The 17,291-nt window shown below is 59.7% G+C and carries 15 protein-coding genes and 1 pseudogene; 1 reads left to right on the top strand and 15 read right to left on the bottom strand.

From position 1 onward, the window contains the following. The 15 genes from AACY49_RS18455 to AACY49_RS18385 form a co-directional block, all read right to left on the bottom strand. A complete protein-coding gene (locus AACY49_RS18455) occupies window positions 1-441 on the bottom strand; it encodes a GNAT family N-acetyltransferase (RefSeq protein WP_339525569.1) in 441 nt (146 codons plus the stop codon). Beyond that, entirely contained in the window at window positions 389-2,011 is a 1,623-nt protein-coding gene (locus AACY49_RS18450) for an ArnT family glycosyltransferase (protein WP_339525567.1), read from the bottom strand. The genes AACY49_RS18455 and AACY49_RS18450 overlap by 53 nt, the downstream gene beginning before the upstream one ends. After that, on the bottom strand, window positions 1,984-3,363 hold the full coding sequence (locus tag AACY49_RS18445; protein ID WP_339525565.1) for a UDP-glucose dehydrogenase family protein: 1,380 nt from the start codon (window positions 3,361-3,363) through the stop codon (window positions 1,984-1,986). Before AACY49_RS18445 ends, AACY49_RS18450 begins: the two co-directional genes overlap by 28 nt. Continuing rightward, window positions 3,360-3,773, bottom strand: a complete 414-nt coding sequence (gene arnF, locus AACY49_RS18440) for a 4-amino-4-deoxy-L-arabinose-phosphoundecaprenol flippase subunit ArnF (RefSeq protein ID WP_339525563.1) — start codon at window positions 3,771-3,773, stop codon at window positions 3,360-3,362. Before arnF ends, AACY49_RS18445 begins: the two co-directional genes overlap by 4 nt. Continuing rightward, window positions 3,770-4,114, bottom strand: a complete 345-nt coding sequence (gene arnE / locus AACY49_RS18435) for a 4-amino-4-deoxy-L-arabinose-phosphoundecaprenol flippase subunit ArnE (protein WP_339525561.1) — start codon at window positions 4,112-4,114, stop codon at window positions 3,770-3,772. The genes arnF and arnE overlap by 4 nt, the downstream gene beginning before the upstream one ends. Further along, window positions 4,111-5,766 carry a lipid IV(A) 4-amino-4-deoxy-L-arabinosyltransferase gene (gene arnT / locus AACY49_RS18430; protein ID WP_339525559.1) on the bottom strand — a complete coding sequence of 552 codons (1,656 nt, stop codon included), beginning with the start codon at window positions 5,764-5,766 and terminating at the stop codon, window positions 4,111-4,113. The genes arnE and arnT overlap by 4 nt, the downstream gene beginning before the upstream one ends. Continuing rightward, on the bottom strand, window positions 5,763-6,650 hold the full coding sequence (gene arnD / locus AACY49_RS18425) for a 4-deoxy-4-formamido-L-arabinose-phosphoundecaprenol deformylase (RefSeq protein ID WP_258700555.1): 888 nt from the start codon (window positions 6,648-6,650) through the stop codon (window positions 5,763-5,765). The genes arnT and arnD overlap by 4 nt, the downstream gene beginning before the upstream one ends. Then, window positions 6,647-8,641: a bifunctional UDP-4-amino-4-deoxy-L-arabinose formyltransferase/UDP-glucuronic acid oxidase ArnA gene (gene arnA, locus AACY49_RS18420; protein WP_339525557.1), complete on the bottom strand. Its 1,995-nt coding sequence runs from the start codon at window positions 8,639-8,641 to the stop codon at window positions 6,647-6,649. Before arnA ends, arnD begins: the two co-directional genes overlap by 4 nt. Continuing rightward, entirely contained in the window at window positions 8,638-9,657 is a 1,020-nt protein-coding gene (gene arnC / locus AACY49_RS18415) for an undecaprenyl-phosphate 4-deoxy-4-formamido-L-arabinose transferase (protein WP_339525555.1), read from the bottom strand. The genes arnA and arnC overlap by 4 nt, the downstream gene beginning before the upstream one ends. Next, window positions 9,654-10,802 carry a UDP-4-amino-4-deoxy-L-arabinose aminotransferase gene (arnB, locus tag AACY49_RS18410; protein ID WP_339525553.1) on the bottom strand — a complete coding sequence of 383 codons (1,149 nt, stop codon included), beginning with the start codon at window positions 10,800-10,802 and terminating at the stop codon, window positions 9,654-9,656. Before arnB ends, arnC begins: the two co-directional genes overlap by 4 nt. Window positions 10,803-11,280: 478 nt before the next feature. After that, on the bottom strand, window positions 11,281-12,351 hold the full coding sequence (locus AACY49_RS18405; protein ID WP_258700559.1) for an ABC transporter ATP-binding protein: 1,071 nt from the start codon (window positions 12,349-12,351) through the stop codon (window positions 11,281-11,283). Beyond that, entirely contained in the window at window positions 12,348-13,829 is a 1,482-nt protein-coding gene (locus AACY49_RS18400) for an ABC transporter permease (protein WP_445262649.1), read from the bottom strand. Before AACY49_RS18400 ends, AACY49_RS18405 begins: the two co-directional genes overlap by 4 nt. 121 nt (window positions 13,830-13,950) lie before the next feature. Beyond that, window positions 13,951-14,967 carry an iron ABC transporter substrate-binding protein gene (locus AACY49_RS18395; RefSeq protein ID WP_320390585.1) on the bottom strand — a complete coding sequence of 339 codons (1,017 nt, stop codon included), beginning with the start codon at window positions 14,965-14,967 and terminating at the stop codon, window positions 13,951-13,953. Between the two features lie 238 nt (window positions 14,968-15,205). Then, a complete protein-coding gene (locus tag AACY49_RS18390; protein WP_339525678.1) occupies window positions 15,206-15,394 on the bottom strand; it encodes a hypothetical protein in 189 nt (62 codons plus the stop codon). Between the two features lie 187 nt (window positions 15,395-15,581). Then, window positions 15,582-16,262 carry a histidine phosphatase family protein gene (locus AACY49_RS18385; protein WP_339525548.1) on the bottom strand — a complete coding sequence of 227 codons (681 nt, stop codon included), beginning with the start codon at window positions 16,260-16,262 and terminating at the stop codon, window positions 15,582-15,584. A gap of 138 nt (window positions 16,263-16,400) precedes the next feature. On the opposite strand from AACY49_RS18385, the pseudogene AACY49_RS18380 reads away from it, so the two are divergent. Next, a pseudogene (locus AACY49_RS18380) lies at window positions 16,401-17,291 on the top strand (sensor histidine kinase); the annotation flags it as partial.

Genomic DNA, 17,291 nt, shown 5'->3' with positions numbered 1-17,291 from the left:
CTAACGCAGCTTCAAACGCATCGCACAGCGTCGCTCCCCTGGCAAACCGTGGTTGATTTCGTTGTTCAACACCGACGTTAAACGTGGGCCGATTTCAGCCGGGCTCAATGTTTCAAAGCCGAACCGCCGATAAAACGGTTCATTCCAGGGTAAGTCGCGAAACGTGGTCAAAGTCAGAGAGTGGAGTTTTCGTTTGTCTGCGTGTTCGAGTGCCGTTAACAACAACTTGCGGCCAGCGCCCTGGCCCTGAAACTGTTGCCTGACAGACAGTTCATGAATATGTAGCTCCATACCGGGCTTTATGTAGGAGCTGCCGCAGGCTGCGATCTTTTGATCTTGATCTTCAGCAACATCGAAGCGGCCAAAAAATCGCGACCTTCGGCAGCGCCTACAAGGGGGGCGTGTGCAGCAACACGAAATCGTTTTTATCGAAACGCCCACTCAACACTGGTTGCAAGTTGCCCAGGCGAGTGCCTTGCAGGGCCTTCAGGTCGTTGCGGTCCATCATCAACCAGGCCGGGCCGGGCAGGGCCTCCAGTTCCTGAATGGACTCTGTGAACACCGGTTGCAAATCCTGCTCGATATTGACCATGAACTTGATCGCCTTGGCGTCCTTGCCCATGCCGTGCAGCACCAGCGGCGCCGGGTCTTTCTGTACCTGTGCGAATGCCGCTCGACTGAAGGTTTGTGTGTCGTAAAGCTGACGCTCGACCGGTTCAAATACCAGGATGTACACCGACCACAGTGCCAGAACCGCGCAACAGGCCAACACCTCGGCCCGCCAGTGGGTGCGGAACCACGCCGTCAGCGCGATGATTTGCAGGGCTGCAAGCACGATCAATACCGGCACGAAGGCAGGCGGTTGTGCTGGCAGACGCCACAGAGCGATCAGCAATGCGACGATCAACACCCCCGGAATCAACGACCATAGCCCTTGCATCAAACCCCGCAACCAACCGAACACCCGACCCTGCGCCACCTGAAACGGGTACGCCGCAATGATCGCCGCCATGGGCAGCATCGGCAGCAGGTAACGGGCCTTTTTCGCTTGGGGAATCGATAAACCAATCATCACGATCAACCCGGCCGCCGTGCAGTATTGCAACAGGCGCAATGCCGGACCGGCCTGCCGTGGGTTCGTCAGCCAGACCGCGGCTAATGCCAGCAGCGCCAGCGGATAGGCGAGTGCATAGTTGCCTAACGACGCGGTGAAGTAATACAGCGAACCACTGACGCCTTCACTGCCGTCCATGCGCCCCATGAACTGCATGCGCACCACGTCCTGCATAAAGGCCGTTCCACCACTGGCTTCGGCCAGCCACAGTAATGCGCCGACGCACACCGGCAGCAACACCGCCGCCAACAGGCCAAAACCGAACAACCGCGACCATTGGCGATTGAGCAGGAAGTAGCTGCACAGCATGCCGGTGGGGATTACCAGCCCGATCGGCCCGCGAATCCCGAAACCTAATAACAGCAACGCAAAGATCAGCGGCCACCGACGGGGCATTGCGAAATGATCAGCGGCGTAACCGAGGTAGAACACCGAAAAGGCGACGGCCGCCAGCATCAGGTCCTGGGACACGGCACGGGTTTCAGTGACAAACGTACTGGTGAGCAACATCAGCGCGATGCTCAGCAGCGCCCAGCGTGTGGAGCAGGGCGCGAGCAACCGGTACATCAACGTGACGATCACCGCGGCGCCGATGGCGCTCGGCAACCAGGCGCTGAGGCTGTTGACCTGCCCGAACGGCAGCGACAGCAACCAGACGAACAACGTCGACAGCGCCGAGTAATCAGCATAGGGCTGGCCATAGGTGGTCGGGAAAAACGACGGCCCGTGGCGCAGCATCTCCTGGGCGAACAGCACGAACCGCGAATCGAAACCGATCGCCGTTTGCTGATACGCCCCGGCGATGAACAGCATCAGCGTCAGCAGCCCGAACCCTAAGGACTGCCGACGAATGCCGGGCGATACCGCACTCACGCGACGACTGAGGCCGCTGGCCATTGCTGATGGGGAATCGGTAACTTGCACGATTCACCGCGGCCCATCGGGAAGTACAGGAAACCGCTGCGGGCCAGGCGCTCGGCGTCGTACAGGTTACGCCCGTCGAAAATCACCGGTGCATTGAGACGTTGCTGGATCAGGTCGAAGTCCGGCGCCTTGAACTGCTGCCATTCGGTGCAGATGATCAACGCGTCGGCCCCCGTGAGGACCGATTCCGGCGTGCCCATGAGCATCAGCTTCGGTTCGTCAGGATAAAGCTGTTGGGTTTCCTGCATGGCTTCCGGGTCGAACGCCCGCACATTGGCCCCCGCAGCCCACAGCGATTCGAGCAGCACCCGACTCGGCGCATCGCGCATGTCGTCGGTGTTGGGCTTGAAGGCCAAGCCCCACACGGCGAAGGTCTTGTCGCGCAAATCACCCTTGTAGAAGGCATTGATACGTTCGAACAGTTTGTGTTTCTGCCGCTGGTTGATGGCTTCCACCGCTTGCAGCAGATCGCTGTTGCAATGGGCTTCTTCGGCGCTGTGAATCAGTGCGCGCATGTCCTTGGGGAAACATGAGCCGCCGTAACCGCAGCCGGGATAGATGAAGTGGTAACCGATGCGCGAATCGGCACCGATGCCCAGTCGTACCGATTCGATGTCGGCACCCAGGTGTTCGGCCAGTTCGGCGATCTGGTTGATGAAGCTGATTTTGGTCGCCAGCATGCAGTTGGCGGCGTATTTGGTCAGCTCGGCGCTGCGCAGGTCCATGAACATGATGCGGTCATGGTTGCGGTTGAACGGTGCATAGAGGTCACGCATCGCGTCGCGCACCTCATCGCCTTCACAGCCGATGATGATGCGGTCCGGGCGCCGGCAATCGGCCACGGCCGAACCTTCTTTCAAAAACTCCGGGTTGGAAACGATATCGAACTGCAATTGCCGGCCGGCCTTGAGCAGGTACTTTTCGATATGGGCGCGCAGCGTATCGCCGGTGCCCACCGGCACCGTGGATTTCTCCACCAGGATTACCGGCTGTTCACGATGACGCGCCACCGCTTCACCCACGGACAACACGTATTGCAGATCCGCCGAACCATCCTTCCAGGACGGCGTGCCGACGGCAATGAACAGCACCTGGCCATGTTGCACCGCGAATTTTTCGTCCGAGGTGAAGTGCAGCCGCTTGGCTTCCAGGCTTTCACGCACCAGGCTGGCCAGCCCCGGCTCGAAGATGCTGACGTGGCCCTGTTGCAGCAACGCAACTTTTTTCTCGTCAATGTCCATGCACACCACGTCATGGCCGACTTCAGCCAGGACGGCAGCTTGCACCAGGCCAACATAACCGCTACCAAATACACTGATTTTCATGAAGCACTCCTGATAGTGGGCGCGCGAGCAGGTCGAGAGTTGATAGTGATAACGCCGAGGATGACCAGCGCCACCCCCAGGGTTTTTGAAAGACTGAAGGCTTCGTTGAACAACGGCAGGCTGGCAGCCAGCACATACACCAGCGCGTAGCTGATGCTCAGCAGCGAATAGGCCCGGCCCAGGGGCAAATCCCGCAGGGCGGCGAGCCAGGTAAGCATCGACACGGCATAGGCGAGAATGGCGGCCAGCACGACGGCCACGGAGGACACATTGATGCTGCCGTTGCTCAAGGCAGGTAACCATTGTTCGGGATGCGGCAAGCGGGTCATGCTCCAGCGCATGCCCAACTGTGCGGCGCTGCCCAGCAGCACGCTGCACAGGGCGAAGGCGATTCCGCGACGCAGGCTCATGCCTGCTGCCCCAGCAACGCCACGCCAGCGATCACCAGCGTCACGCCGAGCCAGTGACGGCGGTCGATGGTTTCGTGGAAGACGAAACGGGCGACCAATGTGATCAACACGAAATTCAGGCTGAGCATGGGATAGGCGACGCCGACTTCGAGGCGCTGCAACACCAGCAACCAGACCAGCAAGCCCAACCCCAGAGAGACGAGCGCCAGCCACAGCCACGGCGAGCGCAGTTTCTCGCCCCAGCCCGAGGTCTTGCCACGCCAGCTTTCCACGGCGTACTTCTGGGCGATCTGGCCCAGGCAAGTCAGCAGGCAGGCGGTCAGTAGCAGCAACAGGCTCATGACGCGTCCCGAGGGAAGATCAGAATCACCAGGTTGCCTTGTTCATAACGTTTGCCATCCTTGGGCAGCCGTTCGATTTCTTGCAGTTCGTCATCCCCCTTGACCCGCATCACCACGCCGACCGAGCCACTCTGGCGCGCTTCACGCATCCACTGTTGTACGTGCTCGAGATCGACCCGCTGCTGCATTGCGTCGGGATCAGGATAAGCGAGGCCGTATTTCAATTCGCCTATCGTGTTGTACAACGCCACCTCCGGGCGTTTCAAGCGCCAGGCCAGGGCCGAGGCAGCGCCCAGGTCGTTGCTCAATAGCTTGTCAGTCTGCGCCAGTTCCGGGGCGTGCTGGAGGATGAACTGGTCGGGCATCTTGTTCGCCACCACCGAATCCGGCATGCCGGCCGGCAGCACGCCGATCAGCAGCAAACTGCCGAAGGCCGGTGCCGCCCAGCATTGCAAGGGACGGAAGGCTTGCAGCAGATTGGCCATGATCCAGCCGATCAGCCCGATGAACACCAACACCAGGTTGTGCAGTTCGTGGGTGTACAACGGTTTTTTCAGTTGCAGCCAGACCAGCGCAATCAGGACGATCAGGCCCAGCGTCAGGTTCAGCAGGCCATTGATCCCCAGCACTCGGCCCTGTTCCAGCTTCAGACGATCCGCCAGGGTATGACCCAGCAGCAACGCCAGGGGCAGCAGGCAGGGAATGATGTAGGTCGGCAGCTTGCCGTTGCTCAAGCTGAAAAAAACCAACGGCATCAGCAGCCATAGCAGCAGGAAAGCGATACTGGCTTGACGCCGGGTCTGCCAGGCCTGTTTCAGCGCCGATGGCAGCAACGCCGCCCATGGCAGGCTGAACGCCACCAGCAGTGGCAGGTAGAACCACCAGGGGGCATCGTGTTGGGCGTCATCCCCGGCGAAGCGGCGAATGTGTTCGTGCCAGAAGAAGAACCGCCAGTAATCGGGTTCCTGTGAGTGCACCGCCAGGGCCCAAGGCAGGCTGACTGCGATGGCCACGACGATCGCCAACGGGCCGTAAACCAACAGTTCACGCCAGCGTTTTTGCCAGAGCATCCAGGGCAGGGCGACCAGCACTGGCAACAGCCAGGCGAGAAAACCCTTGGTCATGAAGCCCATGCCGCAGGCCAGCCCCAGCACCGTCCAACCGAGCAGACGCGGGCCACGGTTGACGCTGTCCAGCGCAAACCACAAAGCCACCAGACTCAGATTGACCCAGAAGGTGAATTGCGGATCGAGGTTGGCGTAACCCGCCTGGCCGGCAATCACGGTGAAGCTCATGTACAACAGCGCGCAGGCGAAACTCTTGCGCGGCTCGCTCCACAGCCGGTGGGCGATCAGGTAACACAGCAACACGCTCAGCCCGGTGCTCAGCACCGAGGCGATACGCACGCCAAACAGATTGTCGCCAAACAGCGCCTGGCCGATGGCGATCATCCAGTAGCCCGCGATCGGTTTTTCGAAGTAACGCAGGCTCATGAAGTGCGGCGACACCCAGTTGCCGCTCAGGAGCATGTCTTGGCTGATCTGGGCGTAACGGGTTTCGTCGGGAATCCATAGGCCGTGAGAGCCCAGCGGCAACAAGTACGCCAGCGCCAGAACGACCAGTAATAACGGTAATGCCCAAGGTTTGCTCATGCGCCTTGGACCCCTAGCCAGCCTTCACGCCCCTCAAGGGTGCCGCGTACGACCCGGCCCTTCGGCAAAGTGGCGGGGGCCTCGGGCAGCAGATCGCCCAAGGGTTGGAAGTGAATGTCACGTTGGCGAGCATCGGCCAGTAGCTGGCGAAAATCGTTGGCCATCAGAATCCCTTCTACTTCGGCATGGATAGTGTAGACGTTGAGTTTTTGCGGGGAAAACCGCTCAAGAATGAAGGTGTTGAAGTCTTTGGCTGCGACGGTCGGGCCGACCACCTCATCGAAGGTCGGCAGGTCCACCGGAATCTGCGGTGCCCCCGAACTGCCATCGGCCAAGGTCGGCCGGAACAGGCCCTGGCCTCGACAATCGCTGTTGTAGCGAAAGCCGAAACCCTGCTTGGCCTCGATCACACGCTCGTCCGCACGCCAACCGGCGGACGCCGAGCATTCGACTTTTTGCCCGAGGATGTCACTGAGGCTGTCGACGCCACGGCGAATCTGCTCGATCAGTTGCGCCTGGCTCCAGCGTCCGGCATTGGCCTGCCAGCCGTGGTGATCCCAGGCGTGCAGGCCGACTTCATGCCCGGCCGCCTGGGCCTGACGCATCAGGTGCCCGAGGTCGCGACCGATCGGTTTGCCCGGCCACGCGGTGCCGGCTAGCAAAATGTCCCAGCCATACAGGCCGGCAGCATTGGAACGAAGCATCTTCCAGAGAAACTGCGGACGGATCAGGCGCCACAAGTGGCGCCCCATGTTGTCTGGTCCGACGCTGAAGAAAAACGTCGCCTTGACCTGTGCTTCATCGAGCATTTCGAGTAACCGAGGCACCCCCTCACGGGTGCCTCGGTAAGTGTCGACATCGATTCGAAGGCCTGCCTGCGTCAACGTTTTTTGTCCGCGATTTCGAGCATGGCTTCGCGCAAGAAGAAGTCCAGCGTGTTGCCGATGGTCTCGCTCATCTCCACCGTAGGTGCCCAGTCAAGCAGACGCTTGGCGTTGGCGATGCTCGGTTTGCGGTGAGACACGTCCTGATAGCCCGTGCCGTAAAAAGCCTTGCTTTCCACATCGCGGAAACCGGCGAATGGCGGGAAGTTGTCACGCAGCGGGTGAGCCTCGAACTGACGCAGCAGTTCTTCGCCCAACTGGCGAATGCTGGCTTCGTTGTCCGGGTTGCCGATGTTGATGATCTGACCGTTACAGGCGTCGTTGTCGTTGTCGATGATCCGCGCCAGGGCTTCGACGCCATCGGCGATGTCGGTGAAACAGCGTTTTTGCTCGCCGCCGTCGAACAGGCGAATCGGCGTGCCTTCCACCAGGTTCAGGATCAACTGGGTGATGGCCCGGGAACTGCCGATGCGCGCCGAGTCCAGACGGTCCAGGCGTGGTCCCATCCAGTTGAAAGGGCGGAACAGGGTGAAGTTCAGGCCTTTCTGGCCGTAAGCCCAGATCACCCGGTCGAGCAGCTGCTTGGAGATCGAGTAGATCCAGCGTTGCTTGTTGATCGGCCCGACCACCAGGTTGGAGCTGTCTTCGTCGAAATTGGCGTCCTGGCACATGCCATAGACTTCGGAGGTCGACGGGAAGATCACGCGCTTGTTGTATTTGACGCAGTAGCGAACCAGTTTCAGGTTTTCTTCGAAATCCAGTTCGAATACGCGCAGCGGATTGCGGGTGTATTCGATCGGCGTGGCGATCGCCACCAGTGGCAGGACCACGTCGCATTTCTTGATGTGGTATTCGATCCACTCCGAGTGGATGCTGATATCGCCTTCGACGAAGTGGAAATTCGGATGGCTGCGCAGGCGCTCGATGGCGTCCGAGCCGATGTCCAGGCCGTACACTTCATAGCGGTCGTCACGCAGCAGACGCTCGGACAGGTGATTGCCGATGAAGCCGTTGACGCCAAGGATCAGCACTCGGGTGCGACGCGGTGCACGGCCCGATTCGGCGCCACGCAGCACCGAGCCATCGACCAGCCCCAGTTCGTTGGCCAGTTGCGGGCCGCTCAGGTACAGACCGTTGTCGTTACGCTGGCCGGCGTTGATCACCAGCGAGTCTTCACCGCAGGCGATCCGCAACGGGTCGACGCTGATGACCCGGCCCGGGGCCTGGCCTTCGTTGCCCTTGACGACGTCGGCGCTCCAGACAATCAGCTTGTGCTCGCCCACGGCACAGAACGCACCCGGGTAAGGTTGGGTCACGGCACGCACCAGATTGAACAGCTCTTCGGCCGGTTTTTTCCAGACCAGTTTGCCGTCCGCCGGGGTGCGACGGCCAAACACCGTGGCTTTGGATTCGTCCTGTGGGGTTTCGCTGGTTTTGCCTTGAAGCAGTGCGGGCAAGGTGTCGCGCAGCAGATCGCTGGCGGCCAGGCGCAATTTGCCGTGCAGGGTCAGCGCGGTGTCGGTGCGCTCGATCGCCACCCGTTGCTGGGCGATGATTGCGCCGGCGTCGGCACGATTGACCATGCGGTGCAGGGTCACGCCGGTTTCGGTTTCACCGTTGACCAGCACCCAGTTGGCCGGTGCCCGGCCACGGTAACGCGGCAGCAACGAGCCATGCAGGTTGAACGCGCCTTTGCTGGCCGTGGCCAGCAGCGGTTCGCTCAGCAGATTGCGGTAGTAGAACGAGAACAGGTAATCGGGGTTGAGCTTGCTGATGCGCTCGATCCACAGTGGGTGATTGGCGTCTTCCGGGGCGTGAACCGGGATGCCTTTGCGGGCGCACAGTTGGGCAACAGAGCCATAGAAGGCGTTTTCCTTCGGATCATCGGCGTGGGTGAACACGGCGGCAATCTCGAAACCCGACTCGAGCAGGGTTTCGATGCCGACACAGCCAATATCGTGATAGGCGAAGACAACAGCTTTTACACTCATGAGAGAACCTGATCTGAAGAAGTGGAAGTGAGACCGTCAACGGTGACAACGGGAGCAGGGGCAGCGGGGGTGCTACGCAGAACCTTTTCGATGAAGAACCGTGGGCGTGCCCGAACGTCGCTGTACATGCGGCCCAGGTACTCACCCAGCAGGCCCATGCCGATGAATTGCCCACCGGTGAAAACGAACAGCACGGCGAACAGGACGAACGTACCGCCGCCGGCCCAGCCGGCACCGAAAACCATGCGCAGCACAACCAGCGCGATGGCGAACAGCACGCCGAGCGCCGCCATGCCGAAACCAACGATACTCAGCAGGCGCAGTGGCGTAGTCGTCATGCAGGTGATCAGGTCGAACATCAGGTTGATCAGGCGCATCGGGCTGTATTTGGATTCGCCGTGTTCGCGCTCGGCGTGGGTTACCAGAATTTCGGTGGTGTGCCGGGCGAAGCTGTTGGCCAGGATCGGGATGAAGGTGCTGCGTTCGCGGCAGGCGAGCATGGCGTCGACGATGGTCCGGCGATAGGCGCGCAGCATGCAGCCGTAATCGGTCATGGCGACGCCGGTGGAGCGCTGCACGGCCAGGTTGATGAGCTTCGACGGCCAGCGACGCAAGGCCGAGTCCTGACGGTTGTTACGCACCGTGGCAACCACGTCGTAGCCCAGTTCGGCCTGAGCCACCAGCCGCGGGATTTCTTCCGGCGGGTTCTGCAGGTCGGCGTCGAGGGTGATGACTACATCGCCCTTGCACTGTTCGAACCCGGCCATGATCGCCGCATGCTGGCCGTAATTGCGGTTGAGAATGACCGCCACCACCGGGCTGCACTCGCGACTGGCAGCGTCCTCGAGGATTTGCGCCGAGTTGTCGCGGCTGCCGTCGTCGACCAACACAATTTCGTAGTCCTGGTGCAGTTGCTGGCACGCCGCTTCGGTGCGCCTAAGCAACTCGGGCAGGCTGTCTTGCTCGTTGTAGACCGGGATGACGATTGATACGCAACGGATCGGATAAGGTTTCACAGGCTTCTGTCCAGTGTTTTTTCAATGGCGCCGACGACACGATCGACATCATCGGTGGTCATATCGGGGAACAACGGGATCGAACACAGCCGCGCCGAATTCCATTCGGTGTTGGGCAGGTAGATGTTGGGGAAACGCTGGCGGTAGTAGGTGTGCAGGTGGGTAGCGATGAAGTGAATGCCGGTGCCGATGTTCTGTTCCTGCAAGGCCTTCATGAACGCCTCGCGGTCCAGCCCGCAACGTTCGGTGTCGATGCGCAGGATGAACAGGTGCCAGGCGTGCTGCTGGGCATACGCTGGAATGGCCAGCGGCTGCACCGGCAAGCCTTCGAGGCGTTGCAGGTAGGTCTGGGCCAGTTCCGTGCGCTTGGCGTTGATCGCGTCCAGACGTTCCAGCTGCACCAGGGCGATAGCCGCGTTGATGTCGGCCAGGTTGTACTTGAAGCCGGGCTCCATCACCTGGGCCTGGGGTTTGCGGCCGTGGGTCAGGCGGTCATAGGCGTCGACGCCCAGGCCATGAAACTTGAGCATGCGCACCCGAGTGGCCAGCGCTTCATCATCGCTGACGAACATCGCGCCTTCGGCGCAGGTCATGTTCTTGATCGCATGGAAGGAGAAGATCGCCGTGCCCTGAGCACCGACGTGCCGACCTTTGTAGAAGGTGCCCGCCGCGTGAGCCGCGTCTTCGATAACAGCGATGCCGTGTTTGTCGGCCAGTGCGTAGAGCGGATCGAGGTCGAATGCCGCGCCGGCGTAATGCACCGGAATGATGGCCTTGGTGCGCGGCGTGATTGCCGCTTCGATGCTCGCCAGGTCGCTCATCAAGGTGCCGCGGTCAACGTCGACGAAAACCGGCGTCGCGCCGAGCAGGCAGATCATGTTGGCGGTCGACACCCAGGTCTGCGACGGTGTGATGACTTCGTCGCCGGGACCAATGCCCAATGCCAGTAACGTGATATGCATGCCACCGGTGGCCGAGGACAATGCGACGGCATGCCGACAGCCGACATAATTGGCGAAGTGTTCTTCCAGTTGCAGGTTTTTCGGCCCGGTAGTGATCCAGCCGGAGCGCAGTACTTGCTCTACCGCAGCAATTTCTTCCTCGCCGATACTGGGGCGAGAGAAGGGGAGAAACGCCTGACTCATGGGCACCTCGGAACTGAAAAAATAAATAGCCTGGCAGGCGAAAATGTTGGATCCAAGATCAGCGTAGACGATAAAACAAAAGCGGCATCAAGCAGTTGCCAGAAATTAGTGATAAATCACATTGCTTGATTTTTCTTGTCGTGACCGGCAGGTTCGACGCTATCAAGGCGCCATCTCGTATCCATTGAGGTTAAGCGCGATTTTGTGAAAGGAACATGAAAACCCGGTAGGTGATTCGTTTATTTGAAACCCATACAGGCACTGTTCAGACTTCTACCGTTTATCGCGCTTTTTGTAGGAGAGGGCGTACAGAAGTGTCCGCCTTAATGGACTTGTGCTGCGTTGCTTAGTTGTTTTTTGAACAGTTTTTATTCAAGGCGATTTCGTTTGACTGACCTGTTACCGATTCAATCGCTTAATAACCAACCCGTTAACCCCAATGCCAGTCAGTCAAGACGCGGTCCATGTAGGAGCGGTCTTAAGGTTCGCTCAGTACATGGGCATGGCCGATGGTCGACACATGAACCTCGCTGCCAGCGGGTGGCGCGTGCATGCCGGAACTGCGCACCAGCAATGAACGCCCCGGGCGTTCTGCCGCTGCCAACGACTGCAATTCCACGGTCAAGGTGCAGGTGTTACCACCGAAATCGCATTCGGTGACCACACCGCGACAGCCGTCCGATTGCGCCAGCCCCTGGGGTGCGCTGGTCACCTGAAGTTGCTCGGGGCGCAGCATGATTTGCGCTGATTTGTTATTTCTGTGGTTGTTGACCGGTATACGACCCAGATCGCAATGGGCCCAGCCCGCTTCGATTCTGGCCGGCATGACCACGGCATCCCCGAGAAACAGGGCGGTTTGTTCATCGTCGGGATAGCGGTAAAGGTCCAGCGGATGACCGGATTGCACTAACCGGCCCTGACGCATCACCGCCAACTGATCGGCGAACGACAATGCTTCACTTTGATCGTGCGTCACCAGAATGGTCGTGACACCGGCGTCTGCCAGAAGCCGTGCGACCAATTTGCGCATGGCGGCGCGTAAGCCGGTATCGAGCGCCGAAAACGGCTCATCCAGCAACATCAACCGTGGTTGTTGCGCCAGGGCCCGGGCCAGCGCGACACGCTGTTGCTGGCCACCGGAGAGTTCATGCGGCCAACGCTTGGCCATGCTCGAATCCAGTGCCACGCTGTCCATCAACTCTGCGACACGTTCCTGCTTGGCAACGCCCTTGGCCGCAAGCCCGAAACCGATGTTGGCGGCTACGGTCATGTGCGGGAACAGTGCCCCATCCTGCGGAACATAGCCGATCAACCGCTGATGCGCGGGTACCTCGTGGGTGCTGTCGACCAGCATCTGGCCATTGAGCGAAAGGCTGCCAGAGTCCGGGAATTCGAAGCCGGCGATCATTCGCAGCAAGGTGGTCTTGCCCGAACCGGACGGGCCGACGATAACCGTACGGCTTCCTGTCGGTACCGACAGGCTGATGTTCTCCAGGGCTCGGTGAGAACCGTAGGACTTGCAGATCGAGTGGAGTTCAAGAGCGTTCATCGGCCAGCCGTGCGTTTGGATTGGTGATAAAGAAGTCCGGTCAACGGAAGCGACAGCAGAATCATGAGTAAGGCATAGGGCGCAGCGGCGGCATAGTCGATTTCACTGGTCATCGCCCAGAAACCGGTGGCCAGGGTGCGCGTGCCATTGGGGGCGAGCAGCAGGGTCGCGGTCAACTCATTGCTGACCGCCAGAAACACCAACGCGGCGCCAGCGGCAGCACCGGGTGCGGCCAGACGCAGAGTGATCAGCCACAACGCCCGACCGGGCGAACGGCCGAGGCTGCGGGCCATGTTCTCCAGCTCCACCGGCGCCTGGGCGATGCCCGCGCGCAAACTCACCAGGGCGCGGGGCAAAAACATCAGTAAATAAGCCAGCAGCACCGTGACGGTGGTCTGGTAAATCGGCCGGGCAAAATGAATCGTCAGGGTCACCAATGCCAGCGCAACGACGATCCCCGGTAACGCGCTGGTAATGTAGTTGCAGCTTTCCAGCACGCGCTGCAACGGGCTCGGCGAGCGAATCGACAGCCAGGCAATCGGGATGGCCGCGCAGGTGGTAATGAGTGCACCGGCAGCTCCGAGCGTGAGCGTTTGCTGTAGCGCCGGCAGAAGTTCGCTTAAGTGCCAGACTTGCGCGCCACCGGCTATCAGCCACTTGCCAAGGGTGATCAACGGCACACCGAGTGCCAGAACACAGGTCATTCCTTGCAGCATGAGCGCGAGCAGGGTGGTGCGTACATTCAGGCGCACGATCCTTTGTTCGCGCGCGCTTCCCGACCCGACCCGGGCGTAACGCGCCGTGCCGCGGGCAGCCGACTCGGCCGTCAGCATGGCCAGGCAGCAGAGTGCGAGGACGCCGGCCAGCATATTGGCGGCAGGACCGTTGAAGGTGGACTTGAACTGATCGAAGATGGCCGTGGTGAAGGTGTCGAAGCGGATCATCGCGTACAGACCGTACTCGGCCAGCAGGTGCAGCCCCACCAGCAAGGCACCGCCGCAAATGGCCAGGCGCAATTGCGGCAACACCACGCGAAAAAACACCGCCCAGGGCTTGAGCCCCAACGACTCGGAGACATCTTCGATGGCCGGGTCGAGCCGGCGCAAAGTCGCCGCTATCGGTAGGTAAAGAAACGGGAAATAGGCGATGACCGAAACCAGAACGCCGGCAAACAGCCCATGAATCGGTGGGACCAGACTGACCCAGGCATAGCTGTGCACGAATGCCGGTACCGCCAGCGGCGCCGTCGCCAACAGCGACCACCAACGCCGCCCCGGCATGTTGGTGCGTTCCGTCAACCAGGCCAGGGCCAGCCCGAGTGCGATGCACAAGGGAATGGTGAGCAACACCAGCAACACGGTGTTGATCAGCAACTCGCCGACGCGTGGGCGCCATACCAGCGTCACAAGCGTCGCCCAGCCTGTCTGCACCGACACGCCGATGACGAAAGCAATCGGCAGTAACGCCAGCAACGACATCAGCACCGATAAACCAATCACCCATGCGCCACCGCGGCCCGCGAAGACGCCGCGAGAACGTGCGCGCAAGTTTGCAGAGGTCGGCGCAACGACCTCCGCCGGTAGAGTTTCGGGAAGCAATTTAGAGCAACCCGGCCTGGGTCATCAGCTCTACCGCCTTTTTGCTGTCGAGTTTCGAGACGTCGACAGTCGGGGCGTCGAGTTGCTGCAACGGTACCAGTTTCGGATTGGACTCTGCGTTTTTGCCCACGGCGTATTCAAACGAGTTGCCAGTCTTGAGAATCGCCTGGCCGTCTTTGCCGGTAATCCATTTCAGGAAGGCCTGGGCCTGTTCCTTGTGTTGGCTGGAAGCCAGAACACCGCCACCGGACAGGCTGACAAAGGCACCTGGATCCTTGTGTTTGAAGTAGTTCAGCGAGGTGTTCTTGCTGTTTTCGCCAGTCTTGGACTGATCGACGAAGCTGTAATAGTGATAGATCACGCCGCTGTCGATCTGACCGGCATTGACCGCCTTGAGCACAGCGCTGTTGCCCCGGTAGGCAGTGAAGTTGGTTTTCATGGCTTTCAACCAGTCGAGGGTAGCGGCTTCACCCTTGAGCTCCAGCACGGCGGCGACGATGGCCTGGAAGTCGGCACCGGCCGGCGAAGCGGCCCAGCGGCCTTTCCAGTTCGGCGCGGCGAGGTCCATCAGCGATTTTGGCAAGTCCGCTTCGGCCAGCTTGCCCGGGTTGTAGACGAACACCGTGGAGCGTGCGGCAATCCCTACCCATTTGCCATGCGCCGGACGATAGGCCGCGCCCACTTGTTCCAGCGTGGTCGGTGCAACCGGCGCAAACAGCCCCGCGTTGTCGACCAGCACCATGGCCGGGGAGTTTTCGGTCAGGAACACGTCGGCCGGGGAGCCTGCACCTTCCTGCACGATCTGATTGCCCATCTCGGTGTCGTCGCCATTGCGCACGGTCACTTTGATGCCGGTTTCCTTGGTGAAGCCTTCGACCCAGGATTTGGTCAGGCTTTCGTGTTGAGCGTTGTAGACCACGATACCGTCAGCCTGCGCGGCGGCATACACGTGACCGGCGCTGAGGAAAGCAGTGGTCAGCAATGCTTTTTTAAGGAACGAGGGGATGCGGGAAATCATTCTGTAGACGGCTCCTGTTTTTTTAGTCAGCACGCGCGGATTCACTAGCGGAACAATGCGAATCATTTGCATGTTTGAGTCGCCGCGAATGTAGAGCGCCAAATGAGAAAAAAACGTCAAAAAAACCTTCAATAGATGTCATTTTGATTTCAACGGAAAAACCCGAACCGACGCTGTAGCGGACAAATTTCCAACGATATTGTCGATCAGAATAAGGTTTTCTGTAGGGAGGACCACGTCAGGGTTGGCTTAGCGGGAATATCAGAATCTCCAGGTTGCCGCGCTGGTAACGCTTGCCATCGATGGGCAACAGCTCGACTTCCTGTATTTCCGCGACACTGTTAACCCGCATCACCACGCCGACCGCGCCTTTTTTGCGGGTCGTCCCAGAGGCGGCGGGGTGGGGCAACAAGTTATTGGACGTCATGACTCGACCTTGGCACAGAAGGAGGTTATTCCGCTCGGTGCACGCTTGAACTAGCGAAACTTCTTACATAAAGCAACGCAATAACGATTTGGACTACAGAAGTTGCGCCAGCCATCTAATGGTTACGGACTAGTTATAGTCCGCCCGAACAAAAACACTTTCTTGGTATCGACGTTTCTTGCCACGGTTATTGTTTCAAGGCTTTATCGTGCAACAGCGTCTGCCAGTCAGTGGCATTCACAATGCCGAGTACCTGAGGTTGCCCATCGGCGGTAATTTGCACGAACAAGGCACTGCCATACTCACTGGTCGTCGCGTGCTCGAAACCGGTCTGGGCTTCGAAATCGCTGATGCAACCGCTGTGCGTGACCAGCACCAGATTTCGATGGGCTTGCTTGTGCGCCACCACATCGTTACGCAGGGTTTTGCCACAACTGACCAGCCAGTCCTGGGTAACCGCGTCTTTGCCGAACATGTAGTGCGAGGTTTGCGCCGTGCGGGTAGCCGGGCTGCTCAACACATCGGTCTGCGCCATGCCCAACTGCATAAAACCTTGCCCCACGGCTGTTGCGGCAGCACTGCCGATTTGAGTAATGCCGTCGGCGGGGCCAAGGCACGGGTTGCCGGAGCGGTCGCAACGCTCGGCATGACGAACCAGCACCACCACTTCACCGGCTTGCCAGCGATGGGCCAGACTGCTGGTCACTCCGGATCCGGCAGTCCCCAGATTGACCGGAGATCTGGGCCACCAGACAAACCCCATCACCAGCGCGGCGATGACCAGAGCCGCCGCTACTGCAACCAGTTTGATGAGCCGCGATGTAATGATTCGTGCCGTTGGCAGTTTGCGCGATACATAATTAACCACGTTTTGTTCATCCGTCGGTACGCAATAGAGAACAACTTTCAAATACGACCCTGCGTAACAACGCTTGAAGGGCAATGGAAAGACACTAGTTCAAGGCAGGTGTCGGAGTAGTGAAAGGGATGTGAAAATTTTGCGTAGAGGAATTTAACTGCTTATTTGGTTGGTTGGCTGTTGCAACACTTGTCTTGTACACCACGTACAGTGGTCGCCGGGTGGACCCATCAGCCGGAGAAGGACGAACTGTTTTTCATCCAGGACGGCCCGGGGGCGATGGCGCTGGATACAGAACTGGCGGCGCTTGCACCGGGTTTTCAGGAAATCCTCTACGCGGGTACGAAGTACTACGCCATGGTGAACATGGTGGGCGGTCGCAAATATGTTTTGTTGCGAGACCGGCGAAGCGTCGAACAGCGTGAACAGGTGCTGTTCTCGGTGGTGGTCGTCGGGTTCGTCTTGAGCAGCCTGCTGGCGGTTGTGTTGGGGCGGTTGCTGGCCAGGCGCGTGATGGCGCCAGTCATTCGTCTCGCGCGCCAGGTACGTCATCGCGATCAGTTGCTGGAAATGGCCCCTGCGCTTCATCCCGACTATGCGGTTGACGAAGTGGGAGAGCTGGCGCTGTCCTTCGATCAGACCCTGGGCCGGTTACGTGAGGCGCTGGGCCGGGAAAAACGCATCGAGTTCATCTACGACGACGAACACATTTCGTCGGATCGCCATAACGTGACGTTCCTGCAATCGGTCATGGGCAATTTGCTGCGCAATGCCTGGCATTACACCGATCACGGCTACATCCGCCTGACCTTGCGGGCGCACGGTTTCAGCGTCGAAGACAGCGGCATAGGCATCCCGAAAGAAAAACGCCATGCGATGTTTCAACCCTTCGTTCGCGGTGACGAGCGCCGGGGAGAAGGCCTGGGGCTAGGCCTTTCATTGGTCCAGCGGATTTGTACCCATCAGAATTGGCGAGTGGAACTCAGTAGCCTTCAGCCCAACGGCTGTTGTTTCACCGTTGAGCTGGAAGGCGCCTGA

Origin of the sequence: Pseudomonas sp. EL_65y_Pfl2_R96, assembly GCF_963970905.1 — a bacterium.
Lineage (GTDB): Bacteria > Pseudomonadota > Gammaproteobacteria > Pseudomonadales > Pseudomonadaceae > Aquipseudomonas.
This window is presented reverse-complemented; position numbering and strand designations above follow the sequence as displayed.

Excerpts from the sequence above, each read along its gene's own strand:
- arnB (WP_339525553.1), bottom strand. The coding sequence starts at position 10,802 with ATGAGTCAGGCGTTTCTCCCCTTCTCTCGCCCCAGTATCGGCGAGGAA.
- arnT (WP_339525559.1), bottom strand. The coding sequence starts at position 5,766 with ATGAGCAAACCTTGGGCATTACCGTTATTACTGGTCGTTCTGGCGCTG.
- arnE (WP_339525561.1), bottom strand. The coding sequence starts at position 4,114 with ATGAGCCTGTTGCTGCTACTGACCGCCTGCCTGCTGACTTGCCTGGGC.
- AACY49_RS18405 (WP_258700559.1), bottom strand. The coding sequence starts at position 12,351 with ATGAACGCTCTTGAACTCCACTCGATCTGCAAGTCCTACGGTTCTCAC.
- AACY49_RS18400 (WP_445262649.1), bottom strand. The coding sequence starts at position 13,829 with ATGTCGTTGCTGGCGTTACTGCCGATTGCTTTCGTCATCGGCGTGTCG.
- arnF (WP_339525563.1), bottom strand. The coding sequence starts at position 3,773 with ATGAGCCTGCGTCGCGGAATCGCCTTCGCCCTGTGCAGCGTGCTGCTG.
- AACY49_RS18445 (WP_339525565.1), bottom strand. The coding sequence starts at position 3,363 with ATGAAAATCAGTGTATTTGGTAGCGGTTATGTTGGCCTGGTGCAAGCT.
- AACY49_RS18450 (WP_339525567.1), bottom strand. The coding sequence starts at position 2,011 with ATGGCCAGCGGCCTCAGTCGTCGCGTGAGTGCGGTATCGCCCGGCATT.
- arnA (WP_339525557.1), bottom strand. The coding sequence starts at position 8,641 with ATGAGTGTAAAAGCTGTTGTCTTCGCCTATCACGATATTGGCTGTGTC.
- AACY49_RS18395 (WP_320390585.1), bottom strand. The coding sequence starts at position 14,967 with ATGATTTCCCGCATCCCCTCGTTCCTTAAAAAAGCATTGCTGACCACT.
- AACY49_RS18390 (WP_339525678.1), bottom strand. The coding sequence starts at position 15,394 with ATGACGTCCAATAACTTGTTGCCCCACCCCGCCGCCTCTGGGACGACC.